This is a genomic window from Shewanella sp. KJ2020, assembly GCF_024197625.1.
Classification (GTDB): domain Bacteria; phylum Pseudomonadota; class Gammaproteobacteria; order Enterobacterales; family Shewanellaceae; genus Shewanella.
Genome location: NZ_JAKUKD010000017.1, coordinates 26,683 through 48,583, shown reverse-complemented (window position 1 = coordinate 48,583; position 21,901 = coordinate 26,683). Strand labels below are relative to the sequence as shown.

20 protein-coding genes are annotated in these 21,901 nt (G+C 47.1%); 11 read left to right on the top strand and 9 right to left on the bottom strand.

Going from position 1 to position 21,901, the window contains the following annotated elements:
* Positions 1–149: 149 nt before the first annotated feature.
* On the bottom strand, positions 150–1,013 hold the full coding sequence (locus MJO46_RS10875) for a YicC/YloC family endoribonuclease (RefSeq protein ID WP_253989323.1): 864 nt from the start codon (positions 1,011–1,013) through the stop codon (positions 150–152).
* Positions 1,014–1,225: 212 nt separating this feature from the next.
* On the opposite strand from MJO46_RS10875, the gene rph reads away from it, so the two are divergent.
* Together rph and pyrE are read left to right on the top strand one after the other, a co-directional pair.
* A complete protein-coding gene (gene rph / locus MJO46_RS10870) occupies positions 1,226–1,939 on the top strand; it encodes a ribonuclease PH (protein WP_007651307.1) in 714 nt (237 codons plus the stop codon).
* Positions 1,940–2,079: 140 nt separating this feature from the next.
* Entirely contained in the window at positions 2,080–2,727 is a 648-nt protein-coding gene (gene pyrE, locus MJO46_RS10865; RefSeq protein ID WP_253989322.1) for an orotate phosphoribosyltransferase, read from the top strand.
* Between the two features lie 94 nt (positions 2,728–2,821).
* Here the strand turns inward: pyrE and folE are convergent, their stop codons facing one another.
* The 5 genes from folE to coaBC form a co-directional block, all read right to left on the bottom strand.
* The gene (gene folE / locus MJO46_RS10860) at positions 2,822–3,472 is read right to left on the bottom strand and encodes a GTP cyclohydrolase I FolE (RefSeq protein WP_253989321.1); all 651 of its coding nucleotides are present in this window, start codon (positions 3,470–3,472) and stop codon (positions 2,822–2,824) included.
* Between the two features lie 223 nt (positions 3,473–3,695).
* A complete protein-coding gene (locus MJO46_RS10855) occupies positions 3,696–5,663 on the bottom strand; it encodes a S9 family peptidase (protein ID WP_253989320.1) in 1,968 nt (655 codons plus the stop codon).
* Positions 5,664–5,794: 131 nt separating this feature from the next.
* Entirely contained in the window at positions 5,795–6,388 is a 594-nt protein-coding gene (gene slmA, locus MJO46_RS10850) for a nucleoid occlusion factor SlmA (protein WP_253989319.1), read from the bottom strand.
* Positions 6,389–6,422: 34 nt separating this feature from the next.
* Positions 6,423–6,881 carry a dUTP diphosphatase gene (dut, locus tag MJO46_RS10845; RefSeq protein ID WP_253989318.1) on the bottom strand — a complete coding sequence of 153 codons (459 nt, stop codon included), beginning with the start codon at positions 6,879–6,881 and terminating at the stop codon, positions 6,423–6,425.
* A complete protein-coding gene (gene coaBC / locus MJO46_RS10840) occupies positions 6,878–8,101 on the bottom strand; it encodes a bifunctional phosphopantothenoylcysteine decarboxylase/phosphopantothenate--cysteine ligase CoaBC (RefSeq protein ID WP_253989346.1) in 1,224 nt (407 codons plus the stop codon). Before coaBC ends, dut begins: the two co-directional genes overlap by 4 nt.
* Positions 8,102–8,222: 121 nt before the next feature.
* Here coaBC and radC point away from each other — a divergent pair, with 121 nt between their 5' ends.
* From radC to argA, 4 genes are all read left to right on the top strand, one after another.
* Positions 8,223–8,900, top strand: coding sequence for a DNA repair protein RadC (gene radC, locus MJO46_RS10835; RefSeq protein ID WP_198782036.1), 678 nt, complete (start codon positions 8,223–8,225; stop codon positions 8,898–8,900).
* Positions 8,901–9,022: 122 nt separating this feature from the next.
* A complete protein-coding gene (gene rpmB, locus MJO46_RS10830) occupies positions 9,023–9,259 on the top strand; it encodes a 50S ribosomal protein L28 (protein ID WP_006079870.1) in 237 nt (78 codons plus the stop codon).
* A gap of 6 nt (positions 9,260–9,265) precedes the next feature.
* Positions 9,266–9,439, top strand: coding sequence for a 50S ribosomal protein L33 (gene rpmG, locus MJO46_RS10825; protein ID WP_006079871.1), 174 nt, complete (start codon positions 9,266–9,268; stop codon positions 9,437–9,439).
* A 323-nt stretch (positions 9,440–9,762) separates the two neighbouring features.
* Positions 9,763–11,082, top strand: a complete 1,320-nt coding sequence (gene argA / locus MJO46_RS10820) for an amino-acid N-acetyltransferase (RefSeq protein ID WP_198782037.1) — start codon at positions 9,763–9,765, stop codon at positions 11,080–11,082.
* A gap of 167 nt (positions 11,083–11,249) precedes the next feature.
* Here the strand turns inward: argA and rarD are convergent, their stop codons facing one another.
* A complete protein-coding gene (gene rarD / locus MJO46_RS10815) occupies positions 11,250–12,134 on the bottom strand; it encodes an EamA family transporter RarD (protein ID WP_198782039.1) in 885 nt (294 codons plus the stop codon).
* Between the two features lie 204 nt (positions 12,135–12,338).
* On the bottom strand, positions 12,339–12,803 hold the full coding sequence (locus MJO46_RS10810; protein WP_198782040.1) for a thioesterase family protein: 465 nt from the start codon (positions 12,801–12,803) through the stop codon (positions 12,339–12,341).
* Positions 12,804–13,023: 220 nt separating this feature from the next.
* Here MJO46_RS10810 and recQ point away from each other — a divergent pair, with 220 nt between their 5' ends.
* Complete coding sequence (gene recQ / locus MJO46_RS10805) at positions 13,024–14,847, top strand: DNA helicase RecQ (protein ID WP_253989317.1); 1,824 nt, start codon at positions 13,024–13,026, stop codon at positions 14,845–14,847.
* On the opposite strand, the gene MJO46_RS10800 is transcribed toward recQ, so the two are convergent.
* The gene (locus MJO46_RS10800; RefSeq protein ID WP_253989316.1) at positions 14,829–16,610 is read right to left on the bottom strand and encodes a diguanylate cyclase; all 1,782 of its coding nucleotides are present in this window, start codon (positions 16,608–16,610) and stop codon (positions 14,829–14,831) included. The two genes, recQ and MJO46_RS10800, sit on opposite strands and share 19 nt — an antisense overlap.
* A 505-nt stretch (positions 16,611–17,115) precedes the next feature.
* Here MJO46_RS10800 and leuA point away from each other — a divergent pair.
* The 4 genes from leuA (at position 17,116) to leuD (ending at position 21,888) form a co-directional block, all read left to right on the top strand.
* Positions 17,116–18,684, top strand: a complete 1,569-nt coding sequence (gene leuA, locus MJO46_RS10795) for a 2-isopropylmalate synthase (protein WP_253989315.1) — start codon at positions 17,116–17,118, stop codon at positions 18,682–18,684.
* Positions 18,685–18,754: 70 nt separating this feature from the next.
* Entirely contained in the window at positions 18,755–19,849 is a 1,095-nt protein-coding gene (gene leuB / locus MJO46_RS10790; RefSeq protein WP_253989314.1) for a 3-isopropylmalate dehydrogenase, read from the top strand.
* On the top strand, positions 19,849–21,255 hold the full coding sequence (gene leuC, locus MJO46_RS10785) for a 3-isopropylmalate dehydratase large subunit (protein WP_253989313.1): 1,407 nt from the start codon (positions 19,849–19,851) through the stop codon (positions 21,253–21,255). The genes leuB and leuC overlap by 1 nt, the downstream gene beginning before the upstream one ends.
* Positions 21,256–21,282: 27 nt before the next feature.
* Positions 21,283–21,888: a 3-isopropylmalate dehydratase small subunit gene (leuD, locus tag MJO46_RS10780; protein ID WP_253989312.1), complete on the top strand. Its 606-nt coding sequence runs from the start codon at positions 21,283–21,285 to the stop codon at positions 21,886–21,888.
* Positions 21,889–21,901 lie beyond the last annotated feature (13 nt).

Genomic DNA, 21,901 nt, shown 5'->3' with positions numbered 1-21,901 from the left:
GACGATCGGGATTATTGTAGCATACTCACCAATATACCCACCATATAGCGGTGGGTAGTGGTGGGTATAGATGGATGTTAGTAGACGGATGAAATGTTGAAATTGATTAAAAACAATGGTTAATGATGTTTGGTGGATGGCTATGGATATCATTCAACGTTCTGGATCTGCTCTCTCATCTGTTCGATAAGTACCTTAAGTTCCACTGCGGCCGAAGTGATTTCGGTGCTGATGGATTTAGAGGCGAGTGTGTTCGATTCGCGGTTGAATTCCTGCATCATAAAATCTAAACGGCGACCTTCGCTGCCGCCTTTCTTGAGGATGCGGCGGGCTTCGGCCACATGGGCTTCGAGTCTGTCCATTTCTTCGGCGACATCTTGTTTCTGTGCAAGTAGTACCATTTCTTGCTCGATGCGGGCAGGATCCAGTTCACCTTTGATTTCGGCTAGGCGATTGGTGAGCTTTTCGCGTTGATATTCCATCACTTTTGGCATGTGCTCGCGTACGATGGCGATTTGCTCGCTCACGCCGTCTAAGCGGCTTAACAGCATGTCTTTGATGGCTTCGCCTTCACGGCCACGGGCTTCGATAAATTGATCTATGGCTGAATCGAAGGCCGTCATCAAATCTGCACCGATGGCATCCATATCTTGCTCAGAGCTTGATAACACACCTGGCCAACGAAGGATGTCGGTCAGATTCACTTCGCCTTGTCCCGCTTCTTGCTTGAGCCAAGTGGCGGCATCGAGCAATTGTTTTGCGAGGCCTTGATTTAATTGCAGTTCGTTATTGCTATTGTCGGCCAGTTCGTAGCGCAGATTGACTTCGACTTTGCCACGGCTTAAACGCTTACGCAGACGGTCGCGTAGTACGGGTTCGAAGCTGCGAAATTGCTCGGGTAAACGTAGATAGGTTTCGAGATAGCGTTGATTGACTGAGCGAATTTCCCAGGAGGCTGTGCCCCATTGTGCTTTGTGCTCGATGCGAGCGTAGGCTGTCATGCTTTGGATCATGGGTTGTCCTAATGGTGTAATCGTCATAATGAGAGGGGATTATAGAGTCAATGGCTTTAGGATTAAAGGCATACAGTATACTAGTGTAATTTATTGGGTAGATTGGCAAGATGAGTTTGCCAGAGAATTGCCCTAGGCATGGCATCCTAGGGCGCAAGCCCCTATAATATGCAGCCAAAATTGGTCAATGACTCAGAATACAGGAATCCCGCATGCGTCCAAGTAACAGAACGCCAGCACAAACTCGTCCCATCACTATCACTCGCCAGTTTACGGCCCATGCCGAAGGTTCAGTGTTAGTGGAATTTGGCGAAACGAAAGTGCTTTGTACCGCCAGTTTTACTGAAGGTGTGCCACGTTTCCTTAAGGGTCAAGGTCAAGGTTGGGTAACGGCGGAATACGGCATGTTGCCACGTTCGACCCATAGCCGTATGGATCGTGAAGCCGCTCGCGGTAAGCAATCTGGTCGTACACAAGAAATTCAACGTCTTATCGGTCGTGCGCTGCGCGCCTGTGTGGATATGAAGGCCCTAGGCGAAAACACTATAGTGATCGATTGTGATGTGATCCAAGCCGATGGTGGCACGCGTACCGCTTCTATCACTGGTGCCTGTGTCGCCTTAGTGGATGCGTTGAACTGGGCACGCGGTAAAGGCATCATTAAATCTAACCCGCTTAAGTTTTTGATCGCTGCAGTCAGCGTCGGTATTTACAAGGGTGAAGCGATAAGCGATCTCGAATATGTGGAAGACAGCGCCGCCGAAACCGATATGAACGTGGTGATGACTGAAACCGGTAAGATTATTGAGATCCAAGGTACTGCAGAGGGCGAGCCCTTTAGCCACGAAGAGCTGATTGAGCTACTCGGATTGGCGAAGAACAGTATTCGTGAAATCGTCGATGTGCAGAAAGCCGCATTGAACTAATCCCGATTGATAACAAGCCCCGTCATTTATAGAGTGCGGGGCTTTTTATTAGCTGCAGCTTTAATGCGCATCCAGATTTAATACAAACTCTGTACCGAATTAACAGTTAACCATAAAAGACAAAGTCGTAAGGAGAGATTGTGAAAGCCTATCAACGTGAGTTTATTGAATTTGCCCTAGAGCGTCAGGTATTGCGATTCGGCGAGTTTACCCTTAAATCGGGCCGTATCAGTCCTTACTTCTTTAATGCAGGTTTATTCAATACTGGCCGTGATTTAGCGCGTTTAGGCCGCTTTTATGCCGCGGCCTTAGTGGATTCAGGAATCGAGTATGACCTGTTATTTGGCCCTGCTTACAAAGGTATTCCGATTGCGACGACGACAGCCGTGGCACTGTGTGAACACCACAATATCGATATTCCTTACTGCTTTAACCGCAAAGAGAAAAAAGACCACGGTGAAGGTGGTAGCTTAGTCGGTAGCGAGCTGAAAGGCCGGGTGATGCTGGTGGACGATGTGATCACCGCAGGTACTGCGATTCGTGAGTCGATGGAAATCATCGAAGCCCATAAAGCGCAATTAGCGGGCGTGTTGATTGCGCTAGATAGACAAGAGAAAGGCAAAGGCGAGTTATCGGCGATTCAAGAAGTTGAGCGTGATTTTGGTTGCGGCATAGTGGCGATTATCAAACTCGCGGACCTTATCAGCTACTTATCTGAAAAGCCTGGGATGGAAGCGCAACTTGCGGCTGTGAGCCAGTACCGCGAGCAGTATGGCATCGAGGCCTAATTGGCTTAAGCGTGTTATAAATCGCTAAAATAAAAACGCTGCTATTCATCAAGAATGGCAGCGTTTTTTATGAGTGCTTATTAAAACTAATCCCTTATTTGGACTGATTTAAAAACTCGGCGCGAGTCGCTGGGTTGGATTTGAAAATCCCGCCAAGCGCTGTAGTGGTGGTTGAACTGGTTGAGTCCATCACGCCACGGGATTTTACGCAGTAATGTACCGCATCCATTTTGACCGCAACATCTTTGGTTTCGAGCAAGGTTTGTAGCGCGACTAACACTTGTTGCGTCAAACGCTCTTGTACCTGTGGGCGCTGGGCAAAGAAACGCACAATACGATTAATCTTTGATAAACCAATGATTTTTTTGCGTGGCAGATAAGCAATGGTCGCAGTGCCATCGATCGTCACTAAATGGTGTTCACAGGTACTGGTCAGGCTAATATCTTGCACGCGCACCATTTCATCGAAACCCATTTTATTATCGATGACGGTAATTTTAGGGAAATTTTCATAGTCTAAGCCTGAGAAAATTTCATCGACGTACATTTTTGCGATGCGGCGCGGCGTATCTGCCAGGCTATCATCTGAAAGATCCAATGACATAAGTGTCAGTATTTCCTTCATATGATGCTCAATCTTATCCTTACGTTCTTCACTGCTGTAAACGTTTGGGAGCATCGGGGTTTCAAGCCCGCGTTCCTGTAGGGCTGCCTGTACTTTTACTGCTGCTTCACTTAATGCCATCTTATCCTCCACTACATCGTAGCGGCTATAACCAGAAACCTAGGCGAACTAGGGTGCAAATTGGGAGTCTTGCATGGGCAAGAAACGGGTTGGGAGAATAGCGTGAATCGCAGATAATTCATACTAAAATCGTACATTAAACCTATGAAAAAGGCCGCTATTGCGTGCGGCCTGGTAAAGGATTGATATCTGACTTTCAGATATTTGACCTGCGTTTTAGTGGCTAAATTGATAAGTGTTTCTTAATAAAGCTGAGCATGCTTTCGTAATAGATTTCACGACTTTCAGGTGTATAGAAGCCATGACCTGCCTTATCCCAAATCTTTTTATCATAAGGGTAATTGGCTTTTTTCAATGCAGCTTCCATCGCATCGAATTGCTCCATGGGGGCACGAACATCTTCTTCACCATGAAGCAGTAAAACAGACGCTTTGAGTTTATCGACATTGTGGGTCGGCGACATATCTCGTAGCTTCTGTATATTATTGCCGAGCACCCTATCGAGGAATGCACCACCCGAATATGATTGAGGTATATCGCCACTGTCATGTAACTCTTCGAGATCATATACTCCTGCAGTCCCTACTGCACATTTGAACATATCGGGTGCGAGCATAGGAGCCATTAACGCAGAGTAACCACCAAAGCTACCGCCAGAGATACAGATTTTATCTTTGTTTGCCCAGCCTTGATCGATAGCATATTGCGTGGCATCGATAATGTCATATTGGATCTTCTCGCCCCATTGCTGATAGCCATCTTCTTCGAACTTGGGGCCGTAACCGCCAGAGCCTCTAAAGTTTACTTGAAGTACGGCAATGCCATGTTGGGCTAGCAATTGGTTTTCAGAGTTGAACTCCCAATAATCCCTTGGACCATGGGGGCCGCCATGAGGGTTGACTACTAGTGGTAAATTCTTGGCCTCTTGGCCATTTGGCAGCGTTAAATAACCATGGAGCTCTTGACCATCACGGGCGGTAAACGTAATTGGTTTAACTTCAGCCATTGATTCAGGGTCTAGCCAACTTTTTTGTGCAAAAAGGTGTTTAAGCTTGAATTTTTTACTATCAAATAGATAGTAATCTCCGGGGTTTCTGTCATTCATCGCAACCACGATCAATTTTTCACCATCCCGGGTTTCACTAATGATTTGAATACGATGATCTGGAACAGCCTGCATAAGCTGATTAAGCACTTTGGCTTTTTTACTTTCCTTATCTAAAAACTCATATTCTGGATGACCATTTTCAAATTCAACGGCATATAACTCTTTGGTCTTTTTATCGATTAATATCTCGTTAGGATCAACCACCGGATGCTGGATGATCTTATGCTGTTTGCCTGTCTCTAGCTCAATCTTGTAGATAGCGCGCGTTTCATTCTTTTTCGCACCAATTGCATAAATAGACTTGTTATCAGTTGTAAAGGCGAGCGGTCTAAACTCCAGTAAGTCTCCTTTAAATTTATCACCTGAAATCCATTTGTCTTGGTTTTCATCAAAGTAGTAAAGCAAATCATTTAACTTTGCATCTTGGCTAAAGCTAAAGCGTACGTTTTGATTATGATCGATTAAAAAGTTGGCGTTCTGTACTGGTGATGAGGCCAGCTTCTTGCGTTTTCCGGAATAAACGTCGACGCGATATATTTCGGTTATTGCGTGGTTAGTGCCTGTCCAAGGGTATGCGAACACTAAAATATCATCTTCTTCATCTGGCAGTGGATCGAGCATGTAGCTTGTCGCAAAAATCGGTTCTGATTTTTTAATGTTAGTGCCAGCAGAAATGCTGCCATCGCCTTTATAACCAAAGATATATTTAGGTTTACTGCCATCGGCATTCACCGCTAACATTTCACCGTAGTAAGCTGATGTTTCTATACGCTCTTGTTTATAGGTTTTCTGCAGAACGACCCGATTATCATTGACCCAATAATAGGCACCGACTTCACCTGTTCCATCAAAGTTAACGATATAGGACGGTTTCATGGTTTTCATCTCTAGGATGATAAGAGCCCGTTTATCTTCCGCTTTGTCTACGGTTATGCCACCCAGATACTCACCCGTTGGAGATATTTGTATATCGGTAAATTCAGCTGAGGCACTGAAGGCTTTGATTAATTGGCTTGGTTCTGCATAGAGGTTTGTTGCGAGTAACCCGCAAATGAGAAGCAAGCATCTTTGAAGATGTTTCATCTACATTCCTTGTATTCTAATGTTGGTGTTTTGTTATGTGGCTGTAAAGACTAAATCAAACGTTGCAGTGGAGCAAGGGAGAGCAGGTAAAAATAAAGGACGGCTTTACCGTCCTTTGTTCTGTAATTTCATTAGCTTTGCAGTAATTGCTGTTGAATGAAAGTCCATTGTTCGTCGAAGTGATCTGTGGGTTTGAGTTTGAATTCACTTCGTACAAATTGAGCGATTCGGCCTTCGGCAAAGGCTAATAGCAAATTAGCCAATATGGCTTCGTCTAAGTTAAAGCCTTTGCCTTCCCGCAATGTTTTTTCCCGCAAAATTTGCTTTAACTGGGTTTCAATTTTGGCAAATAGGGTGCTGATCCGGCTGCGCAGGCGTTCATTTTCCCCCAGAAGCGCATCCCCATTGAGTACGCGGGAAATCCCTGGATTACGCTCGGCAAAAATCAGCAGTAGTTGCAGCACCAGTTGGCAGCGCTTCATGGTGTCTTTTTCATCATCCATGATTAAGTTAATGCGCGAGAGCAGTGACTCTTCGATAAATTCAATTAAGCCTTCGAACATCCGCGCCTTGCTGGGGAAATGGCGGTAAAGTGCGGCTTCCGATACACCCACTTCCGAGGCGAGTTTGGCGGTGGTGATCCTTTGTCCGGGACTGGTTTCTAGCATTTGTGCTAGGCATTGCAAAATATGTTCACGACGATTAATTTTTGGGCTTACAGCCATTGCAGTATCCTTGGCTTAATAACGACTTGGGGGATTATTTAGTGCCTGAATGGCCAAATCCACCTTCACCACGATCTGAACTGTCGAACTCATCAACGAGTTTGAATTGGGCCTGTACCACAGGAACAAACACCAACTGTGCGAGACGATCGCCAATTTCTAAGGTAAATGGGCAATCGCTTCTATTCCAGCAAGACACCATTAAGGGTCCTTGGTAATCGGAATCGATGAGTCCGACCAGATTCCCCAGTACGATACCGTGTTTATGACCAAGACCGGAGCGGGGTAAAATCACCGCAGCCAGCCCTGGGTCGGCAACATGAATGGCGATACCCGTTGGGATAAGCCGAGTTTCACCGGGTGCTATCGTCATTGTGGTGTCTATCATGGCACGAAGATCCATACCCGCACTGCCTGGAGTGGCGTAAGCGGGTAGGGGAAACTCAGAACCAATACGGGAATCGAGGATCTTTAATTCAATCGGTGTTTTCATGTATTTGTTTTTTCTTTCACTATCAACGAAAGTAATTGCCGTGCCAGCGTGAGCTTGTCAGTGGCGGGCAAATCTTGGCTACCTTGCGGCCAGAACACGCGCAGGGCATTGGCATCGGCATTAAAACCAAGGCCTGCGACGGAAACGTCGTTTGCGGCGATCATATTCAAGTTTTTACGTTTGAGTTTATCGCGGGCGTAGGTTTCTACATCATGGGTCTCTGCGGCAAATCCCACCACAAAAGGACGGTTAGGTAAGCTTGCGACCGTGGCTAAGATATCAGGATTCCTCACCAGTGCAAGTTGCATTTCTTCCGCCGATTTTTTGATTTTACAGGTGGCAACATCGCTAATGCGGTAGTCGGCAACGGCGGCGCAACCAATGAAAATATGTTTTTTATCAACATTATCTATTACAGCGTCGAGCATATTTTGCGCCGATTCAACATCGATACGAGTGACGCCTTCGGGAGTGGCTAGATTAACTGGCCCTGAGACCAAAGTCACAGTTGCGCCCATTTCGGCGGCGGCCTTTGCCAAGGCGAATCCCATCTTGCCAGAGCTGTGATTAGAGATATAACGCACGGGGTCGATAGCTTCGCGGGTCGGGCCGGCGGTGATCAGTACCGATTGTCCTAGCAGAGGTTTAGGCTCTGGGGTGTTATTCACTGCAAAAAATTGCGTCGCCAATTCGGCAATGTCCAATGGCTCTAACATACGTCCTGGGCCGACTTCGCCACATGCCTGGCTGCCGCTCGCGGGTCCCCAGAGGGTAAAACCACGGCTTTGCAGGCTCGCTAAATTCGCTTGAGTTGCGACATTGCGATACATCTGCTGATTCATCGCAGGACACAAGGCGATAGGTGCCTCGGTGGCAAGACAAGTGGTGGTGATCAGCTCATCTGCCATACCGGCATTGATTCTGGCGAGTAAGTTGGCCGTTGCGGGGGCGATAATGACTAGATCGGCCCAGCGAGCGAGTTCAATGTGGCCCATGGCAGCCTCTGCCGCAGGATCGAGCAAACTCGACGCGACGGGATGTCCAGACAAGGCTTGCAGTGTGAGGGGGGTGATAAACTCCATTGCACTTTGACTCATCACCACGCGCACATCAAAGCCGCGTTCTTTTAGTCGGCGCACTAAATCAGCACTTTTATAGGCCGCAATACCGCCGCCAATGCCCAGAAGGACGTTTTTATTTGTCAGACTCACAGACATCATCCGAGATTGAAATAATGCCGCCAACGATATCACAAAGCGGTTAATTTTAGTGACTATCCCAGTTCAAAAAATCTCGTCCATACTCTGTAAACTGAAAATAAGGGGAATGACAGGAGGTCGTATGGCGATTAAGGACTGGCCAGAGGGAGAAGGGCCCCGGGATAAACTGTTACAAAAAGGAGCCGCGCATCTGTCCGATGCGGAATTGCTTGCCGTTTTACTGCGCAATGGCTTATCTGGGCTCAATGCGGTGGATTTGGCGCGTTCACTTATCCAGGAATTTGGCGGATTAAGAAGCTTACTTTGTGCACCAAAGCATCAGGTGTGTCGACTTCCGGGCGTGGGACCTGTAAAATACGCCCAGCTTCAAGCTGCGGCTGAATTAGCGCGGCGTGTGGCACAAGAAAACCTGCAGAGAGGTCAGGTTTTGACAAATCCCGATTTAACTCGGGACTATTTAATGCGACAATTAGCTGACCGCTCCTATGAAGTGTTCGCAATTTTGCTGCTGGATAGCCAGCATAGAGTAATTCAGTTTGTCGAATTATTCCGCGGAACCATAGATTCAGCCTCAGTATATCCACGTGAAGTGGTGAGCTTAGTGCTTGAAAAAAAGGCTGCTGCCGTCATAGTGTGTCACAATCATCCGTCGGGTATTGCCGAGCCCAGTCAGGCTGACCGACGAATAACTGAGCGATTAAAAAATGCGTTAGCAACCATAGATGTATCCTTGTTGGATCATATGGTTGTCGGTGATCGAGAGATAGTTTCTTTTGCAGAACGAGGCTGGATTAATTAATCTAACACTTGATCTTCACTCTGTGATCGTGTATAAAATGCGCCCTCTTTGTGCCTCGGGCGACGGCCATACGAGGCACATTAATGCTCGAGCGTTAAAATTGTTTTTTGGAGAAGATTGACATGTCAAGAGTATGCCAAGTTACTGGCAAGAAGCCGATGGTTGGTAACAACCGTTCGCATGCAAAAAACGCGACCCGTCGTCGTTTTTTACCTAACCTACAAAACCACCGTTTTTGGTTAGAAGAAGAAAAACGTTTCGTACAGTTACGTGTATCTACTAAAGGTATCCGTCTGATCGATAAGAAAGGTATTGAAGTTGTTGTTGCTGAACTTCGTGCCCGTGGCGAGAAGGTGTAATAGATCATGGCTAAAGCTAAAGGTAATCGTGAGAAGATCAAATTAGTTTCTACAGCTAAAACTGGTCACTTCTACACAACTGAAAAAAACAAGCGTAACATGCCTGAAAAAATGGAAATCAAAAAATTTGATCCAGTTATTCGCCAGCACGTTATCTACAAAGAAGCCAAAATCAAGTAATCTTTGGTTAGTGTTTCGAGAAAAGCCCCTTATTTAAGGGGCTTTTTTTTTGCGTTTTTTAGCTGCCAGTCATCAAGCTGAGATAATTTTATCGCAAACTTAAGTCTTAGAATTTTGTGCCGTACAGTTAAAAAAATGTAAACACTTACTGAAAGTGTAAAATTGTGCGAATGTAAGCACTTTAATGTATTAAAACTGCATTTTAATGAGAATAAATTCTTTATATGTGAATTAAAATGCAATACCATACGCGAAACTTAACGATTCATTCCTGGCGTGTTCATAGTGACGTTGCCAGCTCAAAAATGAGGTGTAAATAACGCGTGCGTACCACTGAACTGGTTGATGGATTTCGTCATTCTGCCCCCTATGTTAATGCTCACAGAGGTAAAACTTTTGTGGTCATGCTGGGTGGCGAAGCTTTGGCTCAAAATCAATTTCGCGCCATCTTAAATGATGTCGCTTTGCTGCACAGTTTAGGGATTAAAGTCGTATTGGTATATGGCGCTAGGCCGCAGATAGATGCTGCGCTGGCGGCCAACGGTATTGAACCTGCCTACCATGATGGTGTACGCATCACGGATGAAGACTCTCTCAAAGTGATCAAACAGGTGGCGGGTGCGCTGCAGTTTGATATCACCGCACGTTTATCCATGAGTTTAAGTAACACTCCAATGCAGGGCGCGCAAATTAACTTAGTGAGTGGCAACTTTGTGATTGCCCAGCCGCTGGGTGTGGATAATGGCGTGGATTTTTGCCTGAGCGGTAAAGTACGCCGGATTGATGCTCAAGGTTTGAAACGTCAGCTCGACAACCACTGTATCGTATTGATGGGGCCGATTGCCGCTTCGGTTACCGGTGAAAGCTTTAACTTAACGGCGGAAGAGATTGCTACTCAAGTGGCGATTAAGCTTAAAGCCGATAAGATGATTGGCTTTAGTTCGCAGAACGGCATCCTCGACCGTAATGGTGATGTGATTGCCGAGTTAATGCCCAATGATGCGCAGAACATTCTCAATAAGCTTGCCGAGCAAGGCTCTGCCTGTGTGGGCACAATGGCCTTCTTGAAGGCGAGTATCGATGCCTGTCGCAATGGTGTACCACGCTGTCATTTAGTCAGCTATCTCGAAGATGGTGCGCTGCTGCAGGAACTGTTCTCCCGTGAAGGTATTGGTACTCAAATTGTGACTGAAAGTGCCGAGCGATTACGCCGTGCTTCGATCGCCGATATCGGTGGGGTGTTGAACCTTATCCGTCCATTGGAGGAGCAAGGCATTCTGGTGCGCCGTAGCCGTGAGCAACTCGAGATTGAAATCGAGCAGTTTATGCTGATTGAGCGCGATGGCTTAGTGATTGGCTGTGCCGCGCTTTATCCTTTTGAAGAAGATAATGCCGGTGAGTTTGCTTGTCTTGTGGTGCATCCCGATTATCGCGATGCCGACAGAGGTAGCCTGCTGCTGAAGAATATTATTGGCCAGGCGCGCAGCCGTGGTTATTCACGCTTGTTCGCGCTGACAACACGCAGCATTCACTGGTTTTTAGAGCATGGTTTTGTGATTGAAGATGTGGAAGCGCTGCCGCAGAAGAAAAAGCAGCTGTATAACTATCAGCGCCGTTCAAAAATTCTCGCCCTCGATCTATAAGCTTAAAGTACAACTTTATTATTAATGCCAGCCGAGTGCTGGCATTTTTGTTGACACAAAAGGCTACAGTTTATTACTGACAGTGCCACAAGGGATTGAATTTTTAGCACAGTTACAGAAGTGATTATGTCATCACTTCAGTAACTGTTTTGTTGGCGTGATAATGTTTACGCCGTTTTGCGTTTATAGGCCATATCTAAGGTAAAGACGAGCAGCGCGCTCCAGATAAAGCCGAAGGTCACCCCTTTTTCGGCATCGAAGGGCTCATTAAATAGGCTCACTGCGAGAATAAACATAATGCTCGGGCCGATATATTGGAAAAAGCCGAGCATAGACAATGGAATGCGAACCGCCGCCCCCGCAAAACACAGCAGTGGAATCGTGGTCACAATCCCCGCAGCGATAAGCAGTAAGTTTAAGTGCCAATCATTGGTTAGCATGTTGGCGGTTGCGGTATCCAGCGTTGCAATAAGATAAATTAACGCAACCGGTAATAGCACTGCGGTTTCAACTAATAGGCCAGCCTTGGCGTCCACATTGACCTTCTTTCGCAGCAGTGCATAGAAGCCAAAGGTGCCGGCAAGTGCCAGTGAGACAATGGGAATTGAGCCAAATGAGATCAGCTGGATCAACACGCCTGCGCTGGCGAGTGCGACCGCAAACCATTGCAATTTACGTAACCTTTCCCCTAAAAACAGCATGCCCAGCAATACATTCAACAGTGGGTTGATAAAGTAGCCTAAGCTGGCATCAAGCATATGATCGTTATTCACCGCCCAAATAAATAGCAACCAATTCCCTGCGATTAAGATAGAGGTAATGGCGAGTACTATTAGCTGTTTAGGTTGCTTGAATAGCAAGCGTAGTCGAGAAAATCCGCCGATAAATTGCATGATGATCAGCATAAACACAAATGACCAAATGACGCGGTGGAGCAATATTTCGGTGGCGGAAACATGGTGGAGTAACTTGAAATATAAAGGTGCAAAACCCCACATACAGTATGCACTGACGGCGAGTAGGATCCCTTTGCGGTATTCAAAATCTGGCATGAGATATCTTCGAAGGACAACGAGACCGCGATTGTAGGTGTGTCTGTCTACTGACTCAAGGAATTCGCAGGGTTCTTTCGTTACAGAATATCTCAATCAAAGGCTTGAGCTAATATTTTTATATTGTAATTGATTGATTAGTATGAATATTGTCTTCAGTCTGTTTTGAGGTTAGCCCGTAGATGAGCATCGCGAGTGAGCCCGCTAACCCACCATATAAGTCCCTGTCCCAAAAGCGATATGCGTGCCTTGCTCATTATGCAATTCCATGCGACATACTGACACTCGGTTACCCGCTCGGATGACGCTACCTGTGCCCGTAAAAGTGAGGCCGCGCCCCGGCCGCAGATAATCGACCCGCATATCAATCGTCCCAAGCGTTTGCAGGCGTTGCTGTAATTCTTCGATTGTCCAATCATCACGGCTGGCGACTAAGCCTGCAAAAGCTGTGAGTCCACCAACCACATCCAGTACAGTTGCAGTGACACCACCATGGAGAATTTGTTGATGAATATTGCCGATAAGTTCTGGTTTCATATTGATGACCACCTCTACGCCATCGATATCGTAGCGCTTAATATCGAGCCCGAGCAGATTATGAAAAGGTACATGCTTATCAAATACTTCTGCGACACGTTTTAATACCTCTGCTTGGATCTGGGTCGTCATTATGTTCATCCTTGTGGCGAAATTCGGCTTAATTGGATTTATTATCGACACTTAATCTATCGGTAAGTGCGGCTAGAGCAATTAATCTACAGTGAAGCTAACGATAAATGCAACTCTACAGCTTAGCGAAAGCCGCACCAGCGGAGGATCCGATATTGACGCAAGACAGGAGCGGTTCAGTCCTTTAGAATAAGCCCCTCACTTTTTAGATAGCAGATCCATGGAAACGCCTTTACTCAACATACATGATGATCCCCTTTCCCAGCGCCTCGCACAGGTATTTGGTTACCGTGACTTTCGAGATGGCCAGCGAGAGGTCATTGAGCGTGTATGTAGTGGGCAAGATTGCTTAGTGATTATGCCTACGGGCGGCGGTAAGAGCCTGTGCTACCAATTGCCCGCGCTGCTGATGGATGGCATTACTATTGTCGTCTCCCCATTGATTTCTTTGATGAAAGACCAAGTCGATAGTCTGTTGCAAACCGGTGTCGCTGCGGCTTATCTCAATTCTTCTTTGCCGCGCGAGCAGAGTGCCGAAGTGTTACGGCAGTTACGCCACGGTGAGTTAAAACTGCTCTATGTATCACCTGAGCGCTTATTAACCGCTGATTTTATTGAGCGCATGCAGTCGCTCCAGCTGGCAATGTTTGCCATCGATGAGGCACATTGTATCAGTCAGTGGGGTCATGATTTTCGCCCTGAATATGCCGCGCTTGGCCAGTTAAAACAATTGTTTCCCTATGTACCTATGATGGCGTTAACGGCGACTGCGGATCAGGCGACTCGGCAGAGTATTTGTGAGCGTTTAGGTATCGATCCTTACCGACTATTATCAAGTTTTGATCGGCCGAATATTCGCTATACAGTAGCTGAAAAACTCAATGCTGCTAATCAGTTACGACATTTTCTACTACAACAGAATGGTAGCAGTGGGATTATTTATTGCAGTAGCCGCCGCCGTGTCGATGAAGTGGCCGATCGTTTATGCCTGCAAGGTTTTAATGCTAAGGCTTACCATGCGGGAATGACCCAGGAAGACCGTGGTGCCGTGCAGGACAGTTTTCTTAAAGATCAAATTGATATCGTGGTCGCCACTGTGGCTTTCGGTATGGGGATCAACAAGTCAAACGTACGGTTTGTGGTGCATTACGATATTCCTAAGAGTATAGAAGCCTATTATCAAGAAACGGGCCGGGCGGGCCGAGATGGGCTCGATGCTGAAGCCTTTATGTTGTTTGACCCCGCCGATATTGGCCGGGTCAGGCATTTGATTGAACAGTCCGAACCTGGGCCGCAACAGCAGGTCGAATTCCATAAACTCAATACCATGGCAGCGTTTGCCGAGGCACAAACCTGTCGACGCCAAGTGTTGCTGCATTACTTTGATGAAAGTGCATTAGAGCCATGTGGTAACTGCGATATTTGTCTCGATCCGCCTAAGCGCTATAACGGCACCGAAGATGCGCAAAAGGTGCTGTCGTGTATTTATCGACTAGGGCAACGATTCGGTATCAATCACTTAATCGAAGTATTGCGAGGTTCGAAAGGTGCACCAATAGTCGACAGGGGCCATGATAAACTCACGACTTGGGGGATTGGTAAAGACAAGAGCCATGAGTATTGGTTGAGTGTGATCCGTCAACTCATTCATCTGGGACTGGCGAGTCAAGATGTGACTCGAGGTTCGTCTATTACCTTAAACCCTTCAGCGCGACCCATTCTCAAGGGGGAGGTCGCCTTAATGTTAGCCGAGCCTCGTATTTCGCTGACAACAACCAAGCGTAAAGCCGGGCAATCTAAGGCGCCACTCAATTACGACCGAAAATTATTTGCACGGCTGAAGCTATTGCGTCGAACCATTGCCGAACAACAGGATGTACCGCCGTATTTAGTGTTTAACGATGCGACGCTTGCGGAAATGGCGGCCATGATGCCAACCAGCGCAGGAGAAATGCTTGCAGTCAACGGCGTTGGCGAGCGTAAATTGAGTCGTTTTGGTGACGCATTTCTCGATGAAATTGCCGCTTACTTAGCGGGAGAATAGTGATTTTGAGGGGATTCCCCTACTTTCAATTTCCCCAGTTGATTAATACTCGCACGTTTTATTAACGACTCTAAGGTATCAAATTGTTGTAACGCAGCTATGCCAATATTGACTCTGCTTGAACCCTGCCAGGGTTGAATGGCTGCCGTTAATTGATTGACCACCCGCTGGGCGCCCATCGTCGACGTGTGGGGGAGGAGGATGATAATTTCATCCATAGAATAACGAATGAGTTTGTCCTGCTCGCGCAGTTTGTGCAGCAATTCATCTTGGAGCGGTGACATATCAACCTGACGTATCTGACTCGCGTTAAAAAGTAATAACGTCAGTGGGTAATTTCCCTGTTTTGCGCTGTGGAGCGCCATTTTGAGTTGTTCTAATGGTGAGAGTGGTTGCTCGTCTATCGTTGAACTTGGGGCGCGATTATTCTGCTTATCGATGAAATACCAAATAGCGCCGCCTAATACTGCCATGATCACCAAAAAGAGCGTGCTATACGCCCAATCCAGATCCAGTTCTTGAATAAGAGAAGGATTACTGATGATGCTGTCCGTTGTTACTTGTTGGATATCTTGCTGATTGAGGCGGGCTTTGAACTGCAAAATGCGTGTATGGTTCATTACCTGATTTGCAAGTTCAGCAACTTCAAAGCGTTTAAGTAAGTATGCATGGGCCTGCTGAAAATCCTCTTTCTTAGTGTAATAATCATCCAAAATTCCATAGAACCATTTTAGATCTGAGTACTGCTTTAAACTTTCTCCCTGCTCAATAGCGGATTTCATTAGGATTAAGGCTGCTTCGTCTTGATTTTGGGCAAAGCGTATTTGAGCTAACAGTCGAGTCGAACGCATCATTGCCAATAGCTGGTTTTGTTTTTTGAAGGTATTGATGGCGATAGAAAGGTATTCTTCTGCTGTGTCGATACGGCCTTTATCGAGCGAGATCGAGGCCAAAATGGCATAGCTGTAGGCAAGTTCTAGTGGCGAGCCGAGTTCAGGCAAAAGGGCTTTAGACTGTTGTTCTAGTTGATCACTGTAAGCGAACTCTTGATTATCAAAAGCTATTCTGGCCGCATTACGTAGAATGATGTGTAACACTTTCCCTTTGGCATCAGGGCTTTGTATTCCTAGATTTGTATAATACATGGCCTGGGGAAAATCATGGGTAGCATAGAGTAAATTGCCCATGGCCGCATAAATATAGGCTTGCGGTGGCCACACCCAATTTTGGGTTTGAGTATGAAGATCAGGGTAAATATCGATAGCGAGCCGTAAATCTTCAATAGCAGACGAGAAATTATCGGTATCAGTATCGAGTTGCCCCCGTAGGCGCAGGGCATCAACGAGTGCTTGGGGTTGTTGATAGCGGCGGGCTAGGGTGATCGCCGAGTCGAGCAAAGGTAGGGCATTTTGAATATTATTATAGTTGAGGTTGGCGTCTGCTTGGCAAATCAAAAAATAGGGGCGTGCTTGATCTAGTTTGAGTTGTTTTGCTTTTGCCTCCCCTAATTGAGCGAGATTAATGGCAGCTTCATTCTCACCTAATTGCAGTAGGTTTTGGCATTTTAGAATGCTAACGCGCAACCTATCGATATCTGTTGAGTTTTCAGGAGTTTGTTGCTTTTCTAATGTGGAAATCTGAGAGAAGGCTTTCGCTGGATACTGATAGATAAGTGCCGTTAACTCATCTAGTTGTTCGCTAGCACTGGCCCCATAGGGAAACAGCCATAACAGCAGGCTCAGCGCAAAGATGCGAAAATCCATTTTTTGCTCCATAAAATGCGTTTAATCAAATATCCATAACTGAGGGCGGCGATTATAACTTTTCCAAATCATTTTTTGCATAAAAAACTGTTTTTTTCTTCAGGGCGTAAGCCTACACATTGTATCGATTTTTCTGCACTAACAGCGGGTTAATTATGGGGGGGTGATCACTTTTTTACGAATAAAACGCGCCAACATTTGCTTTGGGACGAAAAAATCAGTGGAACATGAAAAAATTAGGGTTGACACTCTTGGCTAGGCAAGTTAAATATTAACCGTCCTAGATTATTTGAACAGAATAAATATTTAAATTAAATGAATAGAATTTACCGCAAACTCGACCTCCTCCTCTCTCTCCTCGCGGTATATACGCGGAGGTCTTAGTGTTGCACGCTCGATAAATAGGCAAAGCATTCACAAACCCCGCACCAATGTTGCGGGGTTTTTTGTATCTGAATACGGCAAAAATTAACTAACGAACGGTGACGTTCCATGGAGAAGCGAGATGTCTAACAGAGTAATTATATTTGATACTACCTTGCGGGATGGTGAGCAGGCGTTAGCCGCAAGTTTGTCGGTCAAAGAAAAACTACAGATCGCCATGGCGCTGGAACGTCTAGGTGTTGATGTGATGGAAGTGGGCTTTCCTGTGTCATCACCCGGTGATTTTGAGTCAGTGCAGACCATAGCGCGTACCATTACAAATAGCCGCGTTTGTGCATTATCCCGTGCATTGGAAAAGGACATAGATGCCGCGGCGCAGGCCTTGTCTGTTGCAGATCAATTCCGTATTCATACCTTTATCTCGACCTCGACGATTCACGTTGAGAGCAAGTTGAAGCGCTCCTTTGACCAAGTGTTAGAGATGGCCGTAGGCGCAGTGAAATACGCCCGCCGTTTTACCGACGATGTGGAGTTTTCCTGTGAGGATGCGGGGCGTACGCCCATCGATAATCTGTGCCGTATGGTGGAAGCAGCCATTCGTGCAGGCGCGCGCACCATTAACATTCCCGATACGGTCGGTTACACAGTGCCCAGCGAGTTTGGCACTATTATCCAAACCCTGTTTAACCGTGTGCCGAATATCGACCAAGCGGTGATCTCAGTGCATTGCCACGATGACTTAGGTTTATCTGTGGCGAACTCGATAACCGCAGTGCAGCACGGTGCCCGTCAAATTGAATGTACCATCAATGGTATAGGTGAGCGTGCGGGTAACTGTTCATTGGAAGAGATCGCTATGATTTTAGCGACACGTAAGGGGATGTTAGGGCTAGAAACCGGCATTAATGCCAAAGAAATCCACCGTACTTCTAATTTAGTCAGCCAGTTATGCAATATGCCAGTGCAGGCAAACAAGGCGATTGTCGGTGCCAATGCCTTTACCCATTCGTCGGGCATCCATCAGGATGGTATGTTAAAAGCGCAAAATACCTATGAAATCATGACGCCAGAAAGCATAGGTTTGAATCGCAATAACTTAAATATGACCTCGCGCTCGGGTCGCCATGTGATCAAGCATCGCATGGAAGAAATGGGCTATAGCGAGCACGATTACAATATGGATACTCTGTATGAAGAGTTTCTAAAATTGGCAGATAAAAAAGGCCAAGTATTTGATTATGATTTAGAAGCCTTGGCCTTTATGGAAGCGCAGGCCGAAGAAGATAATCACTATCAATTGCAGCAATTAGTGGTGCAGTCTGACTCTACCGAAGGCGTTGCCACAGCTACTGTGCGTATCGAAGTGGGCGGCGAAGTTAAAACCGAAGCCGCAACCGGTAATGGTCCCGTCGATGCTGCCTATAACGCGATTGCCCGCGCAACCGATCGTCGAATCGATATCATCAGCTACAAGTTAGGTGCTAAGGGTGTGGGCCAAAACGCCTTAGGTCAAGTGGACATTACCGCCGTTTACCATGAGCAAAATTTCCATGGCGTGGGTTTAGCTACAGATGTGGTTGAGGCCTCGGCGCGCGCTTTAGTGCATGTGATGAACCTCACCTGCCGCGCAGATAAGGTTGCCGATTACAAACAAAGCATGCAAAAAAATCGAGAGCTAGGTGGCGTCTAGTCGCTAAAAGCATCCAAAGAATAGCAAGGTCGAGCATAAAGCATTTACATTTAAAGGAGTTGGCTGGCGTATGAGTTATCAAATAGCAGTATTAGCAGGGGATGGGATCGGCCCAGAAGTGATGGCAGAAGCGCGTAAAGTGCTGCGTGAGGTTGAAGCGCGTTTCGATTTGAGTATCGAATACACTGAATTCGATGTTGGCGGTATTGCCATTGATAACCACGGTTGCCCACTACCTGATGCCACGCTAAAGGGCTGTGAAGCGGCCGATGCGATCCTGTTTGGTTCGGTAGGCGGTCCTAAGTGGGAAAAGTTACCGCCAAATGAACAACCTGAGCGCGGTGCGCTATTGCCACTGCGTGGTCACTTCGAACTGTTTTGTAATCTGCGCCCAGCTAAATTGCACGATGGCTTAGAACATATGTCGCCGCTGCGTAGCGATATTTCCGCCCGTGGCTTTGATGTCTTATGTGTGCGTGAGTTAACCGGCGGCATTTATTTTGGTAAGCCAAAGGGCCGCCAAGGTGAAGGCGAAAATGAAGAAGCCTTCGATACCATGCGTTATAGCCGCCGCGAAATTAGCCGTATCGCCCGCATCGCCTTCGAAGCGGCCCGTGGTCGCCGTAAAAAAGTGACCTCAGTGGATAAAGCCAACGTACTGGCTTGTTCAGTGTTATGGCGCCAAGTGGTAGAAGAAGTCGCGGTGGACTTCCCCGATGTCGAGCTGGAACATATCTATATCGATAATGCGACTATGCAATTGCTGCGCCGTCCCGATGAGTTTGATGTGATGCTATGTTCTAACCTGTTCGGTGACATTTTATCCGATGAAATCGCGATGTTAACGGGCTCTATGGGCTTGTTGTCCTCGGCGAGCATGAACAGCACTGGCTTTGGTTTATTTGAACCCGCGGGTGGCAGCGCACCGGATATCGCGGGCAAAGGCATTGCAAACCCTATCGCCCAAATTCTGTCGGCGGCATTAATGTTGCGCCACAGCTTAAAGCAAGAAGAAGCCGCCTGTGCGATTGAGCGTGCCGTAAGCAAAGCATTAAATTCTGGCTACTTAACTGGTGAGCTATTGAGCAGCGACAAGCGTAGCCAAGCGAAATCCACTCGCGAGATGGGTGACTTTATCGCCAATGCAATAAAGGCAGGTGTGTAATGACGAACGCAAAGACCTTATATCAAAAAGTATGGGATGCCCACGTTGTCGCGACTCCAGAAGGTGAAGCGCCGATCATTTATGTCGACAGACATTTAGTCCATGAAGTGACTTCTCCCCAAGCATTCAGTGGCTTAAAAGTGGCGGGGCGTAAGTTACGCGCCCCTGAGAAAACCTTCGCCACCATGGATCACAACACTTCGACCCGTAGCGCTAGCTTAGATGCCCTAAGCCCAATGGCGCGCACTCAGGTAGAAACTCTAGCGCAAAATTGTAGAGACTTTGGTGTGCGCTTATATGACATTCACCATCCTAATCAAGGGATTGTGCATGTGATGGGGCCTGAGTTGGGGATTACCTTACCCGGCACTGTGATTGTCTGCGGCGATTCCCATACCGCTACCCATGGCGCCTTTGGCGCATTGGCGTTTGGGATTGGTACATCTGAAGTTGAGCACGTGTTAGCGACGCAAACCCTACGTCAGTTAAAAGCGAAAACCATGAAGATTGAAGTGCGTGGCCATGTCACCGATGGCGTGACCGCCAAAGATATCGTCCTCGCTATTATTGGTAAAATCGGCATGGATGGTGGCACGGGCTACGTGGTGGAGTTCTGCGGCGAGGCGATTGAAGCCCTGTCGATGGAAGGCCGCATGACAGTGTGCAACATGGCGATTGAGATGGGCGCTAAGGCGGGCATGGTCGCGCCGGATCAAACCACTTTCGATTATTTAGCAGGCCGCGAGTTTGCGCCAAAGGGGGAAGATTGGGCAGAGGCTGTCGCTTACTGGAAAAGCATTAAAACCGATGACGGCGCCGTATTTGATGCAACTGTGGTACTCGATGCCGCCGATATCGCACCGCAATTGACCTGGGGCACTAACCCTGGCCAAGTCGTGGAAATCGATGGCAAAGTGCCAAATCCTCTTGATGAAGCTAATCCAACGACCCGAGCTAGCATGGAAAAGGCCCTAGAATACATTGGCCTGAGTGCGGGTACGCCGATGACGGATATCAGTATCAACAAGGTATTTATCGGTTCATGCACTAACTCACGGATTGAAGATTTACGCAGCGCTGCCGTGCATGCTAAAGGCCGTAAAGTCGCGAGTGGCGTCACCGCGATTGTCGTTCCAGGTTCTGGCCAAGTGAAAGCCCAAGCCGAAGCCGAAGGCTTAGATAAAATCTTTATCGAAGCTGGGTTTGAGTGGCGTTTACCGGGCTGTTCCATGTGTTTGGCGATGAACGATGACAGATTAGAAGCGGGTGATCGCTGCGCGTCGACCAGTAATCGTAATTTCGAAGGGCGCCAAGGTCGCGGCAGTCGCACCCATTTGGTGAGTCCAGCAATGGCCGCAGCCGCTGCGGTGGCAGGGCATTTTGTCGATATTCGTAAACCTTACTAATAACCGTAAACCCAAGAGGAGAAGTTAATGCAACCTTTTACGACCCATAGCGGGCTTGCGGTCATGATAGACAGCACCAATATCGATACGGATCAGATCATTCCGAAACAGTTTTTGTCTAAGGTGACGCGCGATGGTTTTGGCGTGCATTTATTCCACGACTGGCGCTATTTAGATGAGGCGGGCGATGTGCCCAATCTTGAGTTTTCATTAAATCAACCCCGTTATAAAGGTGCGTCGATTCTGTTGGCGCAGGAGAACTTTGGTTGTGGCTCGAGCCGAGAACATGCGCCTTGGGCGCTGGCGGACTTTGGTTTGCGCGCCATTATAGCGCCCAGTTTTGCCGATATTTTTTACGGTAACTCAATCAATAATGGCCTATTGCCTGTAGCGTTAACCCATGCAGAGGTGCGTCAGTTGATGGATGAAGTGGCCGCGGAAGAAGGTGCACAAATCACGGTCGATCTCACAAGCTGCAAAGTGATTTCACCGTCGGGGGCAGAGTTTAGTTTTACGCTGGCTGAGTCGGCGAGACATAAGTTACTCAACGGTTTAGATGCGATTGGCTTGACCTTATCCCACGCTGCGCAGATTGAACGGTATGAAACTCAAATTGAAGGTTGGCGCCGCTAAACTTTCAGCGCAC